The 16,491-nt window shown below is 49.0% G+C and carries 14 protein-coding genes; 9 read left to right on the top strand and 5 right to left on the bottom strand.

Annotation, left to right across the window (positions count from 1 at the left end):
* Nucleotides 1–38: 38 nt before the first annotated feature.
* The gene (locus IPL32_06035; protein ID MBK8465373.1) at nt 39–1,154 is read left to right on the top strand and encodes a beta-lactamase family protein; all 1,116 of its coding nucleotides are present in this window, start codon (nt 39–41) and stop codon (nt 1,152–1,154) included.
* A gap of 146 nt (nt 1,155–1,300) precedes the next feature.
* Nucleotides 1,301–2,023 carry a DUF4261 domain-containing protein gene (locus IPL32_06040; GenBank protein ID MBK8465374.1) on the top strand — a complete coding sequence of 241 codons (723 nt, stop codon included), beginning with the start codon at nt 1,301–1,303 and terminating at the stop codon, nt 2,021–2,023.
* Between the two features lie 48 nt (nt 2,024–2,071).
* Here the strand turns inward: IPL32_06040 and IPL32_06045 are convergent, their stop codons facing one another.
* Nucleotides 2,072–4,192 (bottom strand): sodium-translocating pyrophosphatase, encoded by a 2,121-nt coding sequence (locus IPL32_06045; GenBank protein ID MBK8465375.1) that lies wholly within the window; start codon nt 4,190–4,192, stop codon nt 2,072–2,074.
* A gap of 279 nt (nt 4,193–4,471) precedes the next feature.
* Here IPL32_06045 and IPL32_06050 point away from each other — a divergent pair, with 279 nt between their 5' ends.
* The 7 genes from IPL32_06050 to IPL32_06080 all read left to right on the top strand — a co-directional run bounded on the left by IPL32_06050 (nt 4,472) and on the right by IPL32_06080 (nt 12,932).
* On the top strand, nt 4,472–6,277 hold the full coding sequence (locus IPL32_06050) for a hypothetical protein (GenBank protein MBK8465376.1): 1,806 nt from the start codon (nt 4,472–4,474) through the stop codon (nt 6,275–6,277).
* A gap of 44 nt (nt 6,278–6,321) precedes the next feature.
* Entirely contained in the window at nt 6,322–6,930 is a 609-nt protein-coding gene (locus IPL32_06055; GenBank protein ID MBK8465377.1) for a YdeI/OmpD-associated family protein, read from the top strand.
* Between the two features lie 108 nt (nt 6,931–7,038).
* Nucleotides 7,039–8,541, top strand: coding sequence for a DUF853 family protein (locus IPL32_06060; GenBank protein ID MBK8465378.1), 1,503 nt, complete (start codon nt 7,039–7,041; stop codon nt 8,539–8,541).
* Between the two features lie 40 nt (nt 8,542–8,581).
* Nucleotides 8,582–9,919 (top strand): dienelactone hydrolase family protein, encoded by a 1,338-nt coding sequence (locus tag IPL32_06065; GenBank protein MBK8465379.1) that lies wholly within the window; start codon nt 8,582–8,584, stop codon nt 9,917–9,919.
* Nucleotides 9,909–10,979 carry an exo-alpha-sialidase gene (locus tag IPL32_06070; protein MBK8465380.1) on the top strand — a complete coding sequence of 357 codons (1,071 nt, stop codon included), beginning with the start codon at nt 9,909–9,911 and terminating at the stop codon, nt 10,977–10,979. Before IPL32_06065 ends, IPL32_06070 begins: the two co-directional genes overlap by 11 nt.
* Entirely contained in the window at nt 10,979–11,257 is a 279-nt protein-coding gene (locus IPL32_06075; GenBank protein MBK8465381.1) for a MoaD/ThiS family protein, read from the top strand. The genes IPL32_06070 and IPL32_06075 overlap by 1 nt, the downstream gene beginning before the upstream one ends.
* 64 nt (nt 11,258–11,321) lie before the next feature.
* Nucleotides 11,322–12,932, top strand: a complete 1,611-nt coding sequence (locus tag IPL32_06080; GenBank protein ID MBK8465382.1) for an amidase — start codon at nt 11,322–11,324, stop codon at nt 12,930–12,932.
* A gap of 15 nt (nt 12,933–12,947) precedes the next feature.
* Here IPL32_06080 and IPL32_06085 read toward each other — a convergent pair whose 3' ends face one another.
* The 4 genes from IPL32_06085 to IPL32_06100 form a co-directional block, all read right to left on the bottom strand.
* A complete protein-coding gene (locus tag IPL32_06085) occupies nt 12,948–14,126 on the bottom strand; it encodes a DUF1343 domain-containing protein (protein MBK8465383.1) in 1,179 nt (392 codons plus the stop codon).
* 60 nt (nt 14,127–14,186) lie between these two features.
* The gene (locus IPL32_06090; GenBank protein MBK8465384.1) at nt 14,187–14,954 is read right to left on the bottom strand and encodes a YegP family protein; all 768 of its coding nucleotides are present in this window, start codon (nt 14,952–14,954) and stop codon (nt 14,187–14,189) included.
* Nucleotides 14,955–15,193: 239 nt separating this feature from the next.
* Nucleotides 15,194–15,673 carry a hypothetical protein gene (locus IPL32_06095; protein MBK8465385.1) on the bottom strand — a complete coding sequence of 160 codons (480 nt, stop codon included), beginning with the start codon at nt 15,671–15,673 and terminating at the stop codon, nt 15,194–15,196.
* Nucleotides 15,674–15,725: 52 nt separating this feature from the next.
* Nucleotides 15,726–16,469, bottom strand: a complete 744-nt coding sequence (locus IPL32_06100) for a succinate dehydrogenase/fumarate reductase iron-sulfur subunit (protein MBK8465386.1) — start codon at nt 16,467–16,469, stop codon at nt 15,726–15,728.
* Nucleotides 16,470–16,491 lie beyond the last annotated feature (22 nt).

Raw genomic sequence — 16,491 nt, forward strand, 5'->3', positions numbered from 1 at the left:
GTTATTGACCATATAAAAGGGATCTATCCTGAATGAATATGAAAAATTTGAAGAAGTTAGCTTTCTCGGTATGTTTGTTGTTTTCTATTTATAGCGTCGGCGTAGCACAGCAAAATAAATCAACCGGTATTGTCCAAAGCAATCTTGGCGTAAAACTTGACGGGCTGATGCAGCAACTTACTCAAAAAGGTTTTTCCGGCGTGTTGTTTGTGGCCGAAGACGGGCAAATCGTGGTTGAGAAAGGTTATGGTTTGGCAAATAGGGAAAACAAAACGCCTTATACCGCCGAAACCGTTTTTACCGTGGGCTCGATTACCAAGCAGTTCACCGGCGCGGCGATCCTCAAATTGGAGATGCAGGGAAAACTTCGGGCGAGCGACAAAATCACGAAATATTTCAAAGATGTGCCGCTGGATAAAGCCGATATTACGCTTCATCAACTGCTGACGCATTCCGCCGGATTCGTTCACGCTGTCGGCGGCGATTACGAAAAATTGACGCGTGATGAAGTCATCAAAAAAGCCTTAGCCTCAAAACTGCAATATGTTCCGGGCGCGAAACACGACTATTCAAATGTCGACTACAGCCTTCTCGGAGCCATTATCGAAATCATCACGAAAGGATCTTACGAACGCTTTTTGCGCGATAATTTATTCAAACCAGCCGGAATGACCAAAACCGGCTACGTGATGCCTAAATGGAAACGCGACAGATTGGCGGTCGGTTATCAACAAGACGGCAATCGTTGGGGAACGCCGCTTGACCATTTATGGGACAAGGATGGACCATACTGGAATTTACGCGCTAACGGCGGAATTCTTTCGACGGTCGGCGATTTATACAAGTGGCATCTTGCGCTCGAAGGCGAAAAAATTCTCTCGAAAGAGGCAAAGGAAAAATACTTCGCGCCGCATATTGCCGAACAGCCCGAAGCCGTTTCGTTTTACGGTTACGGTTGGGTAAATGAGAAAACGCCACGCGGTACGACATTGATTTGGCATGATGGCGGCAACGGGTTCTTTTATGCGGATTTTCGTCGCTATATTGAAGAGAAGGTAGTTTACATCGTCGCAACTAATTCGCGGATTTCGCCTTTCCGAAAAGAATATGCTCGAGTTTTGGAGAGTATTTTTATTGCCGATTCGGGTAAATAACGAAGAGCCGAACGATTCAATGAACGTGAGGGCGAAACAGTGACTTCTTATCGCGTTGTTTTGTTTCCCTTAAGTTGCGTGGTGGCGGTTTCGCCCTACGTCATCTCAGCCGTTAGACGCTTCGTGGTAAAATCTCAGCGATTCGTATGGAAAACGAAATTATTGTTTGTATTCCCGGAACTTGGGAAAGCCGCACAAAATTGATTGAGTCTGTTATTGTTTCAACAAGCGGCGACTTTATGTTTGCCGGAATGATTCTCGCTCACCCGAAAGGTAACGACCACGCTGAGTTAGAATTCTACGATGCTGACGAACAAATTGCGGAAGGCTTTGCTTACGGTGGGCAAGGCAAATTGTCGGACGCAACTTTAGACCAAATCTCGCAACATCAAAGCGTCGTTTATTTGCATTTTCCTTTTGGTATTCTTGAGCAGAAAGCACGGCTTTTGAAATTTACCGAAGTTCTTTCCAAATGCGGCGGCATTGCCGTCAAGCTTGAAACTTCCGGCGTCGCGCACGAATGGAAACGATGGTTTGAGTTGCTCAATTCTGACAACCTTTTCGGTACTTATTGCGCCACCGTCGTGCTTGTCGTCGATGAAGATTTTTATTATTCGTGTGGAATGCACAACTTCGGTTTGGCGGACGTGCAAATTTCAAACAGCTTTGACGCGCCGGAAGCCGCAGACCTATTGAACAAATTTAGTTTCTGGCAACTTGTCGACAAACCAATTTTGAAAGCCGGGCATACATTTAGCTTGACGGCGGACAGTCCGCATTTTCGGTTAGAGTTGTCGAAGGACAAGCGACATTCCGAAGGTGATTTGTTTTATAACCCAAACGGTCTGTGGGAGTTACAGCGCGTCTAACCGTTCGTAGCACAATACTTACAATGCCGTTGATTTCGTCGTTGTATCTTAACGACCGATCCCGGCAATATAAGGTGCGATCACGAGCGAAACGATCGACATCAGCTTGATGAGGATGTTCATCGACGGGCCTGATGTGTCTTTGAAGGGGTCGCCTACGGTGTCGCCTGTGACTGATGCTTTGTGGGCTTCGGAGCCTTTAAAGACCATTTCTCCGTTGATGAGGACGCCTTTTTCGAAGGATTTTTTGGCATTGTCCCACGCGCCGCCAGCGTTCGACTGGAAGATTCCCATCAGCACGCCTGAGACGGTTACACCTGCGAGCAACCCGCCTAGGACTTCAGGGCCGAATGTGAAGCCGACTATCACGGGCGTGATCAGAGCGATCGCTCCCGGCATGAGCATTTCGCGCAAGGAAGCTTTTGTCGAGATCGCAACGCATTTGTCGTATTCCGGTTTTGCCTTATATTCCATAATGCCCGGAATTTCGCGGAACTGGCGGCGAACTTCCTCAACCATATCCATTGCGGCTTTGCCGACAGCTTGAATACACAACGCCGAGAAAATGAACGGGATCATTCCGCCTACGAAAAGACCAGCCAAGACGTTCGCCTTGTAGATATCGATGGCATTAATGTCGGCGATCCCGACAAACGCCGCAAACAACGCCAATGCTGTAAGTGCTGCCGAGGCGATAGCAAAACCTTTTCCGGTTGCCGCCGTCGTGTTGCCGACCGCATCGAGATTATCAGTACGCTCGCGAACTTCGGGTGGAAGCTGGCTCATCTCTGCGATGCCGCCGGCGTTATCTGCAATAGGCCCGAATGCGTCGATTGCCAACTGCATCGCAGTCGTCGCCATCATTCCGGCGGCGGCGATAGCCACGCCGTACAATCCGGCAAAGTGGTACGAGAACATAATACCCGCAGCAAGTGTCAAGATAGGTATAACTGTCGATTTCATGCCGACAGACAAACCGCCGATGATGTTTGTCGCGTGGCCGGTTGACGATTGCTGAACTATCGACAGCACAGGCTTTTTGCCCATCGCCGTGTAGTATTCGGTAACGATACTCATTATCGCTCCGACAACCGTTCCGACAATGATCGCAAAAAACACGTCCCATTTAGTGAATGTCACCGAGCGAAGCGTGATCTGGCCATCGGGCAGTATCCACATTACGGCAAAGAACGATGCGATCACCGTCAACAGCATCGAGGTCCAGTTCCCTGTATTTAAGGCGTTCTGCACACTCGACTTGTCGTCTTTGATCTTAACGAACCAAAATCCAACGATTGAGAAAACTATACCAAGCCCGCAAATCACCATCGGCAACAGAATCGGCGACATACCGCCAAAGGCATCCGTCACCTTGATCTCTTGTCCGAGCACCATTGTGGCGAGGATCGTAGCTACATATGAACCAAAAAGATCGGCGCCCATTCCAGCGACATCGCCAACGTTGTCTCCGACGTTATCGGCAATGGTTGCCGGATTACGAACGTCATCTTCCGGAATTCCCGCTTCTACTTTTCCAACGAGGTCAGCTCCAACGTCAGCAGCTTTTGTATAAATTCCGCCGCCAACACGCGAAAACAACGCGATGGATTCTGCTCCCAAAGAGAAACCGGTCAGCACCTCGATCGAAGTTGAGATCTGATTGGCACCGAGGCCGGCAAACATATAAAGAAAAATAATGAACAGGCCGCCTAAACCTAAAACCGCAAGTCCGGCAACGCCAAGGCCCATCACCGTTCCGCCGGTGAATGAGACTTTCAGAGCCTGTTTCAAACTGGTTCGGGCCGCTTGTGTCGTGCGAACATTCGCCTTCGTCGCGACCTTCATGCCGATATATCCGGCAGTTGCCGAAAACACAGCTCCCACGATGAAGGCGATACTGATCACCCAACTCGAATGGATCTGCTTGCCGTTTACCTCGTGGATCGTTCCCGAATATGCCAATAGTGCGGCAGTAAAAACGGCGAAAATACTTAAGACTTTCCATTCCGCTTTGAGAAACGCCATCGCTCCGTCGGCTATATAGCCGGCAAGTTCCTGCATTTTCGCATCACCGGCATCCTGCTTGCTGACCCAGGCCGATTTGAATGCCATCACCACCAATCCCAACACACCTAAAGCAGGCGCCAAATAGATCAAGTAACTGTTCATATCTTGTTTCAGAGTAGGTTCCGCCGCAGCGGTCGCACCTACCATCATTCCTATAAAAAAATGCATTGCTGTTCTAAGGGCCTGTATGGCCGTCAAAAACTAATGATTATAAGACACTTATGCCAATTTACCAAAAACGGAGGGCAAATAGCTTCATAACACTAAAAAGCAACCGACGTGTCTATTATCGATTCCGGAATAGATTACAGATAGCAGATGATAGATTATAGATAAAACTAAAGTTTTCGTGAGAGATGGTCCATACATATGATAGTTAAAATGAGATTACTGCCTCTATTTTTCCTTCTCGTAATGTTGATAGGTGGGGTTTACGGACAGAACAAATTTGAAGGATATTCAGTCGTCGTCGAAGCAAACAGCGGCGGAGCGTGTCCGGTGTCGTATCTGCCCTCGGTGAATAACGGAAATGCGATCGAGGTATTTCTAGCGGGAACAAACCAGCAAACAACAGCTACTGTAACGGCATGCGATGGCAGCAGCGTCAGGAACGGCAATAATGTGGTTCCGAACGGAAACGGTGAATGGTGCTTTAATGGGCCTGAGGCGTTTTATGATGTAAAGTTTCGCAACGGCGCCGTGTACTTGTGGTATCCGGTGACCGGTGACATCGGGTTTTATAATGTGAAGGACTTTCGTCCGGTAACACGAAACAACGGGCAATACTCGTTTACCGACCCGCTCGATTGGACAAGTACTATCCGCAACGCAATTGCCTTTATCGCAGCTCGGCAAGGCGGCACTCTTCGTTTTCCAGATGGCGATTATGTTGTCGGCACTCTCGACGGCAACCGGCGAGATCCAAAGTACGAAGCCATCACGCTGCCGTCGGGAATCGTTATCGAGGGAGCAAGTTCTAACTTTTCCGTTCCAACAGCTAATCATCCGATAAAGAAAAGTGCTTCGCGCATAAAGCTTCGCAACAGTAACCAGACGATCTTTCGCATCGGCGGCTGCACAAACCAGATCGTCGTTCGCCAGATCGAGCTGCTCGGTAATTCCGCACTCGCCGGCGAGGCGAGCCGCGATTCGACCGGTAATTACGGCATCGAAGCCATGGGCAAATGGGCGCTAAAACCCGAAGCACCAAATTCAAGCTACGGCATCAAGGTCGAGAACGTCACATTTCAAAATCTCGACAAGGGATTTTATCTTCACAATGCAAATGACGCTAACTGCGATTCGCTCACACAGTATTGCGACGCTTGGCAGTTTGATTACGTCGCGGTCGATCACGGAATATTCCTGAACAATAAAACAGGCATTTGGATCGACTCTTACAATACTGAATGGAAAATAAGCAACTCATTCTTTGGCTTCGTTGCGTCAAATGCACCTGGCGACGGCATACGTATTAAAAAAGGCGGCGTCATATTGATCGAACAATCTTTTGGAGGAGGTTATAACTATGGCCCGCAGATCGGCGGTACGTTTTTGAATATCGACACCGCCGTGTCGGTAAGCGTCATCTCGTCCGAAGCAGAACGCAGCCAGCGAAGCATCTATACAAATCCGCTGGGCGCGATCTCGTCGATGATGCTGAACGTGGCCGGAAGCGTTTTTGACGACAAGATCGATCTCAACGGCAGGCTTAATTTTATCTCGTCGGGAAATTTCTACGGCGCAAAGACGATCGACGCCGAACCGTCGGTCAGTATCACATCGGTCGGCGATCGATATTGTTACGACTCAATGGTGCTCAAAGGACGATGTGTTGACGAAAGCGGACGTAAATTAGCAAATCCGGGCATCGTCGGAGGCCGCAGAATGTTCGAGACCGGCAGTGTCGGTGAGGACACAGGTCCGGACCGCATCGAAGGCAGGCCTAATTTCTTTGGCTACAACGTCCGCATCGGCGATGGACTCCTGCAGTTCGATCCGAATATTACGTTCAAAGATATACAGGCATGGGCGACCGGCAGCGGCACACGCCCCAAGGCCGAGGACGGAGCGTTTCTTTACTGTAAAGATTGCCGTAAAAGCAGTTCCGGCATTTGTACGCAAGGTGTCGCAGGCAGCGATGGCGCTTTCGCCAAGCGTATAAACGGCCAATGGCGCTGTGATTAAAATCGTATATAATGCTATGTATACATTGATTGTAAGGAGCTTTTATGCCGACGACCGATCCATTTGTCGATGCATACATCGAAAAGTCAAAGGATTTTGCCAAGCCCATTCTGAATCATATTAGGAAGCTCGTTCACGCCGCTTGTCCAGATGTCGTCGAAACGAAGAAATGGAGCTTTCCGCATTTTGATTATAAGGGCGAAATGATGTGTTCGATGGCGGCATTTAAGGAACATTGCGCATTTAACTTTTGGAAGCAATCGCTTCTGGATGAGTCCGCCTTTCCAGAGGAAAAGACCGCAATGGGCAGCTTTGGGCGAATTAAGTCGCTCAAAGATCTTCCAAATGACAGAACTTTCAAAAAGCTCATCCACGACGCGATGAAGCTGAATGACGCCGGGATAAAGGTCGCTAAATCGAAACCTGCGGGCGAGCGTAAAGACCTCGTAGTACCGGCAATTCTAAAAGCGGCACTTAAGACAAATGCTCTTGCTGCGGAAACCTTTGATAATTTTCCTTACAGTTGTAAGAAGGAATATATCGAATGGATAACCGAGGCAAAAACCGACGCGACGCGTGATAAGCGGCTTGCGACCACTATCGAATGGCTGAGCGAAGGCAAGCGTCGAAATTGGAAATATGAAAAATGCTAGTGCCGGAACGCACGCCTGCTAGCCTGTGTGTTTGGCTTTTCAGAATGTTTGACTAATAGAAACTCTAAAATATTCGCAGGCGGACAGCCTGCGTTCCAAAAAAAAAATATGACAGAACCAATACTCGTAGCAAAAAAAGACGCTAGTGAATTCCATCTGTTGCCGCAGATGTCTAACCGTCACGGCGTTATCACAGGTGCGACCGGAACGGGCAAGACTGTGACCTTACAACGTCTTGCCGAGGGCTTTAGCCAGCGTGGTGTGCCGGTCTTTATGGCCGACATCAAGGGCGACCTGACAGGCGTGACACAGATCGGTGGCGGCAACGCGAAGATCGACGCCCGAAACGAACAACTGGGGATCACGCCGACGTTCGAGCAGTTTCCGGCAACTGTTTGGGATGTGTTTGGCAAACAGGGACATCCGCTGCGTGCGACCGTCAGCGAGATGGGGCCGCTTCTCATCGCACGGCTTTTGCAGCTAAATGAAACGCAGGAAGGCGTACTCGCCATTGCGTTCAAATACGCCGACGACAACGGCATGATGCTGATCGACCTCAAGGACCTGCAATCGCTGATGCAGCATGTCGGCGAAATTGCCGATCAATTGACCTTGCAATACGGCAACGTTTCGTCGGCGTCTGTCGGTGCCATACAACGCGGGCTTTTGCAGATAGACGAGCAGGGCGGCGATCTTTTCTTTGGCGAACCGGCAGTAAAGCTTGATGATTTTATGCAAACATCAGGTGGTAAAGGTGTGCTCAATCTGCTTGCTGCCGATCAACTCGTTCAGGCACCGAAACTGTATTCGACCTTTTTACTTTGGCTGCTTTCGGAATTGTTTGAAGAACTGCCCGAGGCCGGCGACCTTGAGAAACCAAAGCTCGTGTTCTTCTTTGATGAAGCACATTTACTATTTAACGATGCTCCCCAGTCATTGGTCGAAAAGGTCGAACAAGTCGTGCGTCTGATTCGCTCAAAAGGTGTCGGTGTTTATTTCGTCACGCAAAATCCGGCGGATATTCCTGAAAAAGTGCTTGCACAGCTTGGCAATCGCGTTCAGCATGCTCTGCGAGCCTACACGCCGCAGGAACAAAAGGGCGTCAAGGCCGCTGCTACATCGTTCCGCGTCAATCCCAAGCTTGATACCGAAAAAGTCATAACGGAACTCGGCGTTGGTGAAGTACTGATCTCGACACTCGACGAAAAAGGTGTGCCCACCATCGTTGACCGTGCATTTGTCGTGCCGCCAGTCGGCCACATTGGCCCGATCACGGCGGAGCAGCGACAACAGCTTTTAGCAAATTCACTCGTCGCCGGTATTTATGAGAACGGCATCGACCGCGAATCTGCATTCGAGATGCTAAAAGTAAAACACGAGGCAAAGGTCGCGGAGCAGCAAGCTGCCGCTGAACAAGAAGCCGCAGCCAAACAAGCTGCCGTCGAAGCCAAAGCCGAGAAAGCCGCCGCTAAAGCTCCAGACTCGATGTGGGAATCGATCGGTAAGAGCGCCGTTCGTGCGGCAACGACAAGTGTTGCTCGTTCCGTCGGGACAAAACTCGTACGCGGAGTTCTGGGCGGTTTGCTGGGTGGTAAGAAGAGTTGGTTTTGATTCATCTAATTTCAGTTGGCTGGATTACCTTTGCAAGAGAATGAACACGTTTAGTTATAAAGAGATCTTTCGTGCGAGCCTGATTCTCTGTCTGGTGTTCTGTTCTTCGGTTTTAGTGTCTGCCCAAGGTGACAGTCTATCTCAACCCGGAAGGCACAAGGCTGGGTATCGCAGTGTAACCGTCACCCGCTCAAATGCGACCACGTTTACGGCGCGGCTATATTATCCGGCAACAACCTCGGGCCAGAATACGACATACGACGGCAGTGGAGCTCCATATCCGGCTATAACTTTTGGACACGGCTTTTTCCAAGCTGTTTCTACTTATCAATCCACGCTTGAACATTTAGCGACTCACGGTTATTTTGTAATTGCTTCAAATTCGGAAAGCGGACTTTTTCCAAGCCATCAGAATTTCGCTAATGATCTGCGAACTTGTCTAGACTATTTGACGCTGGAAAACTCTAGTTCCACATCTGCCCTATTCAATCAGGTCGCAATTAATAGGTTTGGTGCGAGTGGTCACTCTATGGGTGGCGGAGCGAGCATATTGGCAGCATCGCAAGACACGAGGATCAAGGCTCTTGCGAATCTCGCAGCAGCCGAAACTAACCCTTCAGCAACTGCTGCAATGCCCGCCATTGCTGCCCCTTTGATGCTTATCTCGGGCGGTGCCGATACGATCGTCCCGGTTTCTTCAAACGGGCAGTTGATGTATAACGCTGCAGGTACCGCGAAGATATTGCCGATAATTCAAGGCGGCTGGCATTGCGGATTTCAGGATGCGAATGGGTTCGGCTGTGATTCAGGAACTATACCTCGAGAGCATCAGCTCAGAGAGTCGCGACGTTTACTTACGGCGTTTTTTAATCTGTATCTGGTGCGAACTGAAATAAACTGGAAGCAGGTTTGGGGTTCCGAATTGCAAAACAGCTTGGTCAGTTCTCAGTCGAATTCAGGAATTGAAATGTCTCCGACGTCGCAGACCGTTGCCGTCTTGAACGGCGCTGAGACTGCATTTTCCATCAGCATTACGAATCGCGGAAGTGTACCCGAAAGCTATCTTATCCTCGTTGACCAACAGCGGGTTTGGGACTTAGACATCAATCCGGAGCAAACGATCTTGCTCCAACCCAATCAGTCAAAAACAATTACATTCGTTCCGCGCCGGTTGCGATACAGCCCTCAGTTGAACACTATGCTGTTGATATCGACGCGAAAGGTTTCGGACGGACTTACTAGGAGTTTTGTAAACGTGACACTGCAGCAAGTAACTCCTGAAACAGCAAAGAGATATTCGGATGAGAACTGTGTGAAGAGGCAAACTGCGTCGCAGATATTACTAAGGAATAGAGGATCAAAATGTTATGACAAGTAAGAGTATAGTGCTCTTGGTCGGAACGGCGAAAGGGCTGTTCATTTTGTGCCGCAGCGTTAATGGTCAATGGAAATTGGATGGGCCACATTTCCCTGGTCTCGCCGTTTATGCCGCCTTTTTGGATCAGCGTAACGGCCGAAATGAAATGTGGGCGGCACCGGCAAGCTGGCATTTCGGCGCGGAATTGTGCAAAAGCACTGATATGGGCAAAACGTGGGACCAACCTGCAAAACGCCGTATCAAAATGCCCGCCAACACAAAGAAATCTCTCGAAAATATCTGGCAGATCGCGCCGGGTTCGAACAACGACACGCTTTATGTCGGAGCGGCGCCTGGTGCGTTGTTTGAATCGCATGATGCAGGCAAAACTTGGGCGTTGAACAAAGGCCTCTGGAATCATCCTCATCGCAAGAAATGGAATCCCGGATTTGGCGGCCTTTGTTTGCACACGATCGTCACAGATCCAAAAAATCCAAATGACATCAAGATCGCGGTCTCAACCGGCGGCGTTTATCAATCGGCTGACGGCGGCAAGTCGTGGAAATCGACCAACACCGGAGTTAGTGCATACTTTATGCCGGACAAGTATCCCGAATTCGGCCAGTGCGTCCACAAGATCGCTCGTCATCCGCGGAAAAAGAAAACGTTCTTTTTGCAGAATCACCACGGCGTTTACCGCAGTCGCGACGGAGCAACAACGTGGGAAGAAATCGAAACAGGTTTGCCGTCAAACTTTGGCTTTGGTCTGACGGTGAGCGAAGCAGGATCGGCGTTTATTGTGCCTCTGCAAAAGGACGCCGAGCGTTTTACTTGTGACGGCAAGCTCCGCGTTTATCGCACTCGTGACGAGGGAAATTCGTGGCAACCATTGACGAAAGGGCTGCCGCAAAAGAATGCCTACGAAGTGATCCTGCGCGACGCGGTCACATCCGTCGGCGACAACATTTTCTTCGGCACAAAAAACGGCAAACTTTTCGCCTCGTCAAACGACGGCGATTCATGGAAGATGATCGAAGGCTCACTGCCCGAGATCTGCTGCGTCAAGGCCTATACGATCTAATGTCCGTCACCGTCCATCTCAGCGGCCATCTGAAACCGTTCTCTGACGGAAAGGTGGAGGTAAACCTGCCTGGCGAATTTACAACTGTCGGTGACGCGCTCGATTCACTTTGGAAACAGCACATCGCTCTCCGTGACCGCGTTCTCAACGAGCAAGGCGAAATTCGTCAGCATGTAAATATTTTTGTTGGCAGCGAAGACATAAAGCGACTGAAAGGTTTGCAAACCTCGATCAAAACAAACGATTTACATATCTTTAATGCGGTGAGCGGAGGATAGAAAACGCTTTTTCTCTTGCGGGAATTATTTCTGTTGTGTTCGCGTGAAAAGGAGGAATAGGAGAATGTCAAAAACAGTAAAGAAGATCTTACAGTGGGCGGGGTTAGTTCTAGGTGTTCTTATCCTCATTGGCGTCGGCATCGGCATTTATGTGTGTAGTTTGATCCCAAAGCCGATCGGAGAAAAACCTCCTCTTCAATCGGAGCTATTCAATAAGCCGGAAACTGACCTTCCGGTGGCCGGTAAGTTTATCTACAAGTCTGCAACTGAGCTTGCGGCAATGATCAAGAACAAACAGGCGACGTCGCTCGAGATCGTCCAGGAACACATCAACTACATCAAGAACAAGAACTACCAGACAAATGCGTTTGTGTGGTTGTTCGAACAAGAAGCCCTTGACGCGGCAAGGAAAGCAGATGAAAAGGTTGCGCTCGGAGAGCAACTTGGATTACTTCACGGCGTCCCAGTAAGTATTAAGGAAGAATTTGCCATCAAAGGCAAGCCGCATACGGTCAATGCCGAGATGTTTCAAGGCTTTGTTGCGTCGAAAAACGCTGGCGTGGTTGATGCAATGCTCGGCGAGGGCGCCATCATCTTGGGTACGACTAATGTTCCTAGGATGCTCTTTGATGTGCAAACATTTGGCGAGATATATCCGACCGCTAACAACCCCTACGACCTTGAGCGAACACCGGCCGGCAGCACCGGCGGTGGTGCGGCATCGGTGGCTACAGGATCTTCTCCCATAACTGTGGGCGGTGATTTTGGCGGAAGTATCCGCATTCCGGCTGCTTTCTGTGGCCTCTACGGGCTCAAAACGACCGACGGCAGCATGCCCGGCCATGGGTCGTTTCCGGGTGAACCAGGCAACGCGAAGTATCGCCGAATGATGGTAGCCGGCCCGATCGCTCGCACCGTGGACGATATTGATATTGCGTGGAACGCGATGATGAACAAATGGCCTGAGCAAAAAGCCATGATGCTCGAGCCCAAGGCCGATCTGAAGGACTATAAGATCGCCTATCTCGACGAATGGAAATTTGGCAATGATAAGGTCCTCGTCAGCGAAGATATCAAGGACAAGCTGAAGAGTTTCACGGATACGCTTAGTTCTAAGACGGTTTCCGTAACCAATGACCAGCCGGCCGATTACGACAAGATGGTAGCGATGCATCGAATGCTGGCGATCTATACGATGTTTGAAAAAGTGCCTTGGTTATTTCGCCAGCTCGTCATCCGCGATTTCAAAAGTGCCGATAATCATCGCATAGATTTGTCAGAGGTCTATGACCGAATGTCCGACATCGACCCGGCAAAGTACGACGATATTCTAAAACGTCATGATGCTCTAAGAGATCAGATGGAATCTTTCTTCATTAAATACGATTTCCTGATACTGCCGGTCTCGACAACTGCTGCGATTAAACATAACCCAGAACACAATCCCATATCGGTTGATGGGACCGACGTAGATTACTGGGACAATTTCTTATATCCGGTGGTCTTCAATGCAACGGGCCATCCCGCATTAACGATACCGCTTGGGCTCAACCGTGAGGGTTTGCCGGTAGGAGTTCAGGTTGTTGGGCCAATGTACTCTGAAAAGCAACTTATTGCTTTCGCAAAACTCATCGAACCGCTGCATGACGGATTTGTGAGGCCTCAACCGAGATAGAGCCGAGAGAGGCGTTCAATAGAGCAGAAAAGGTCCTCTTGCATCGGCGAACCCGACCAAGCCTTTCTCCCAGCTCGCTTCGATCTCTTGTAAAACCAAGCCGGTTTCGATCTTCTTTCTAATGTTATCCGTGCCGCAGACGACATCAAACGGATTTTTGTCGAATTCATATTCGTAGTCATTTTGCCGCCATTTGAAATTGTCGGAATACATTTCGTAAATGGTTTTGACCATTGCGATACCAACGATTACGGGTGTGAACGCATTTCTGTCAGTGACGTGTATCTGCACACCGCCGCAGGTTTCGCCGGCGAATTCGCAAAACGTTGGGCGGAAATATGCCGGACGGAACGCAACTCCTTCAAATCCGAATTTACTCAATTCAGCGGCCCACGCGTAGCTGTCGATGAACGGGGCGCCGTTAAGATGAAACGGCAGAGTCGTTCCGCGGCCTTCGCTTAGTTCGGTTCCTTCGATGTGAACGGTCGCAGGAAAGACGATGCATGTATCGACGGTCGGAATATTCGGCGACGGAAGTATCCACGGCAAACCGGTTTCGTCGCCCCACATTTCGCGCGTCCATCCGTCCATCTCAATGACCTCAAGATTGCAGCCAATGCCAAAATGCTCGTTGAACATCTTCGCAAGCTCACCTATCGTCATACCATGCCGCGTCGGCAATTCAAATTGTCCGACGAACGATTTAAATTCATGCTCGGTAATGTTGCCTTCGACCGCGATCCCGTTGATCGGATTTGGCCTATCACAAACGACGACGCGTTTGCCAAATTTTGCAGCGGCGCGCATACAGTTCGCCATCGTGTAAATAAATGTGTAGATGCGGCAGCCGACATCCTGCAGATCGACAACGATCGTCTCAACGTCGCTCAGCATTTCTTCGGTTGGTTCGCGCACTTCGCTGTAGAGAGAGTAAACCATAATGCCCGTTCGCTCGTCGCGAACGTGCGGCGTTTCGATCATGTTGTATTGAACGTCGCCGCGAATGCCGTGCTGCGGGCCAAAGAGTGTCGTCAATTTAAACTCATCGCAAGCGGCAAAAACATCTGCCGCGTGAGCAAAACTTTCGGGCAGCACAGATGCTTGATTACAAACCAAACCAATTTTCTGTCCACGGACCGCATCGAGGCGGTCATCCAAAATGCGCTCAATACCAAGTCGAACTCTTTTTTGCATATTTAAAATAATAGCCCGAACTTTACGTCCGGGCTATTTCTAGTTAATAGATTTTTAAGTCTATTTCTTTTTTGCAGCTGGCTTCTTAGCGGCCGGCTTCTTTGCGGCTGGTTTCTTTGCGGCTGGTTTTTTTGCAACTACTTTCTTTGCCGGAGCTTTCTTTGCTGCCGGTTTCTTAGCCACAGTCTTTTTCGCTGCAGGCTTAGCCGCAGGTTTCTTTGCTGCCGGTTTCTTAGCGGCCGGCTTCTTAGCCACAGCTTTCTTTGCTGCCGGTTTCGCGGCTGCTTTCTTAGCTACTGGCTTCTTTGCGACTGCTTTTTTAGCTGCAGGCTTTTTGGCCGCAGCCCTTTTCATTGCCGGTTTCTTTTTAGCCGCAGCCTTTTTTGCTGCCGGTTTTTTAGCGACTGCCTTTTTTGCAGCCGGTTTTTTTGCTTTAGTTGCCATTTTTGATATAGATCCTCCTGTTGATACTGATGCTGATTTAGCCATTGGTTTAATATCACCGTCTACCACAGGCGCATCCGGTGCGTTCTTGCCTACCGAAGCAATGCCATTCTCCATTGCCTTGGTAGTTTTATACATCTCACTCTTTCCTATCGGTTCGCCGTTGGCTGCCTTTAGGACAAAGTAAGAAGATCCGTCTTTGGCGGTCTTACGCTCAAAACGTTTATCGTTCAGCGCGTTTTTCTTAACGGACGTGATTCCCTTTGTTGCCGCGCTCCGCGTATCGTACGCTTCGCTCGACAAGATGATCTGCCCGTTACTTGCTTTCAAGTTGAAGCGAAACTTTCCAGTCTTGCCCGACTTGATCTCAAATTTTCCTGCCATTATTTTCTCCTTACAAACTAAACTGATTTTCTTAACTAACTAAAACTAAATTTAAAAATGGAATTTCGAGGAAGTAACTAACAACGAATAAAATATCACACACGAAGACAAATGGCGCAAGTATTTTTTCATATTATGAAAAAATATTTTTTTAGACGTGAATTTGAAAATTGAGGCGGGTAAGTTATTTTAAAAAAATCTTGTGAAGAAATTTTTATTTTGTCGGAAATAAAAAATAATTATTCTAAAAAATCATTTCCCATATCACGTGCACTTAAATTATTTCGAGTGATAATGCGCGCACATCCGTTCCATCTAAGGATCGCATCATCGTTGCCAACAGGTCGCATCGCTTCGGCTGTTTCAAAACAATCCATCGCCTGTCGAAAAAGTTCGTAAGCACCGACACCTTCTTTTGCAAGCACAGCTTTTCCGCGACGCTCATACATGATGCCTGTGTAGTATGTGCGTTCGTAATCGCCCCTGATGCGCGTCAGGTATTCAGTGATTCGAGCATCGCCGATCGCATAGTCCTTTCCAAACCTGTCGCTCATCGCAAGTACAATGTTTATAAGGGCTTCCTGGTTTTCAGGGTCGATCTTTAGGATGTCGAGATAGATGCTTTCTGCGGCTCCGGGCTCATTCAAAAGGCGATAGCGATTAGCCTTTTCAAGGGCGGCGGGAATGGCTTCGAAGTGTAGTGGTTTTAGTTCAAACATAAGCTAAGAGTTGCGGCTTCAGCCGCGAAGATTCACGCCTCAAACGTAACCTTTACTTCTTTCTAAACAGCTTAACTAACTTCATCACCGGATCGTAATGCTCGTCAACAACGCGCTCCTTTAGAGGAATAATAGCATTATCCGTGATAGTAATATTTTCCGGACAAACCTTTGTGCAGCATTTTGTAATGTTGCAATATCCGATGCCGAAAAGATCCTTCAGATCTTCCGTTCGATCTTCTGTATCGAGCGGATGCATTTCGAGAGCGGCGGTATAAACTAAAAATCTCGGTCCGATAAATTCTTGATGTTTTTCGTGATCGCGAAGCACATGACAGACATCCTGACACAAAAAGCACTCGATGCACTTACGAAATTCCTGCACGCGGTCGATGTCTTCCTGCAACATTCTCCACGTTCCATCTTCCGCATCGGGCTTTCGCGGAGTGAATTTTTTGATGCGTTTTTTTACTTCGTAATTCCACGACACATCAGCGATGAGATCTTTCACCGGAGGAAATGCGCGCATCGGCTCGATGGTCACAGGTTGGTCAAGAGGAATTGTATCGAGCCGCGTCATGCACATCAGTTTCGGCATACCATTGATCTCTGCCGAACACGAACCGCACTTGCCCGCTTTGCAATTCCAACGGCAAGCCAGATCAGGCGCCGACTCCGCCTGTATCTGATGCACCGCATCAAGCACGACCATTCCTTCCGTAACCTCGGTCTGATAGTCAACCATTTCCGCAGTCTCGCGTCCGCCGCGTCTAATACTAAATGTCGCTTTTTGCATAAGATATTTAACGCAAGGTCGC

Source organism: Chloracidobacterium sp. (genome assembly GCA_016711345.1).
In the GTDB taxonomy this organism is placed as follows: Bacteria; Acidobacteriota; Blastocatellia; order Pyrinomonadales; family Pyrinomonadaceae; genus OLB17.

Excerpts from the sequence above, each read along its gene's own strand:
- IPL32_06035 (MBK8465373.1), top strand. The coding sequence starts at position 39 with ATGAAAAATTTGAAGAAGTTAGCTTTCTCGGTATGTTTGTTGTTTTCT.
- IPL32_06040 (MBK8465374.1), top strand. The coding sequence starts at position 1,301 with ATGGAAAACGAAATTATTGTTTGTATTCCCGGAACTTGGGAAAGCCGC.
- IPL32_06045 (MBK8465375.1), bottom strand. The coding sequence starts at position 4,192 with ATGAACAGTTACTTGATCTATTTGGCGCCTGCTTTAGGTGTGTTGGGA.
- IPL32_06050 (MBK8465376.1), top strand. The coding sequence starts at position 4,472 with ATGAGATTACTGCCTCTATTTTTCCTTCTCGTAATGTTGATAGGTGGG.
- IPL32_06055 (MBK8465377.1), top strand. The coding sequence starts at position 6,322 with ATGCCGACGACCGATCCATTTGTCGATGCATACATCGAAAAGTCAAAG.
- IPL32_06060 (MBK8465378.1), top strand. The coding sequence starts at position 7,039 with ATGACAGAACCAATACTCGTAGCAAAAAAAGACGCTAGTGAATTCCAT.
- IPL32_06065 (MBK8465379.1), top strand. The coding sequence starts at position 8,582 with ATGAACACGTTTAGTTATAAAGAGATCTTTCGTGCGAGCCTGATTCTC.
- IPL32_06070 (MBK8465380.1), top strand. The coding sequence starts at position 9,909 with ATGACAAGTAAGAGTATAGTGCTCTTGGTCGGAACGGCGAAAGGGCTG.
- IPL32_06075 (MBK8465381.1), top strand. The coding sequence starts at position 10,979 with ATGTCCGTCACCGTCCATCTCAGCGGCCATCTGAAACCGTTCTCTGAC.
- IPL32_06080 (MBK8465382.1), top strand. The coding sequence starts at position 11,322 with ATGTCAAAAACAGTAAAGAAGATCTTACAGTGGGCGGGGTTAGTTCTA.
- IPL32_06085 (MBK8465383.1), bottom strand. The coding sequence starts at position 14,126 with ATGCAAAAAAGAGTTCGACTTGGTATTGAGCGCATTTTGGATGACCGC.
- IPL32_06090 (MBK8465384.1), bottom strand. The coding sequence starts at position 14,954 with ATGGCAGGAAAATTTGAGATCAAGTCGGGCAAGACTGGAAAGTTTCGC.
- IPL32_06095 (MBK8465385.1), bottom strand. The coding sequence starts at position 15,673 with ATGTTTGAACTAAAACCACTACACTTCGAAGCCATTCCCGCCGCCCTT.
- IPL32_06100 (MBK8465386.1), bottom strand. The coding sequence starts at position 16,469 with ATGCAAAAAGCGACATTTAGTATTAGACGCGGCGGACGCGAGACTGCG.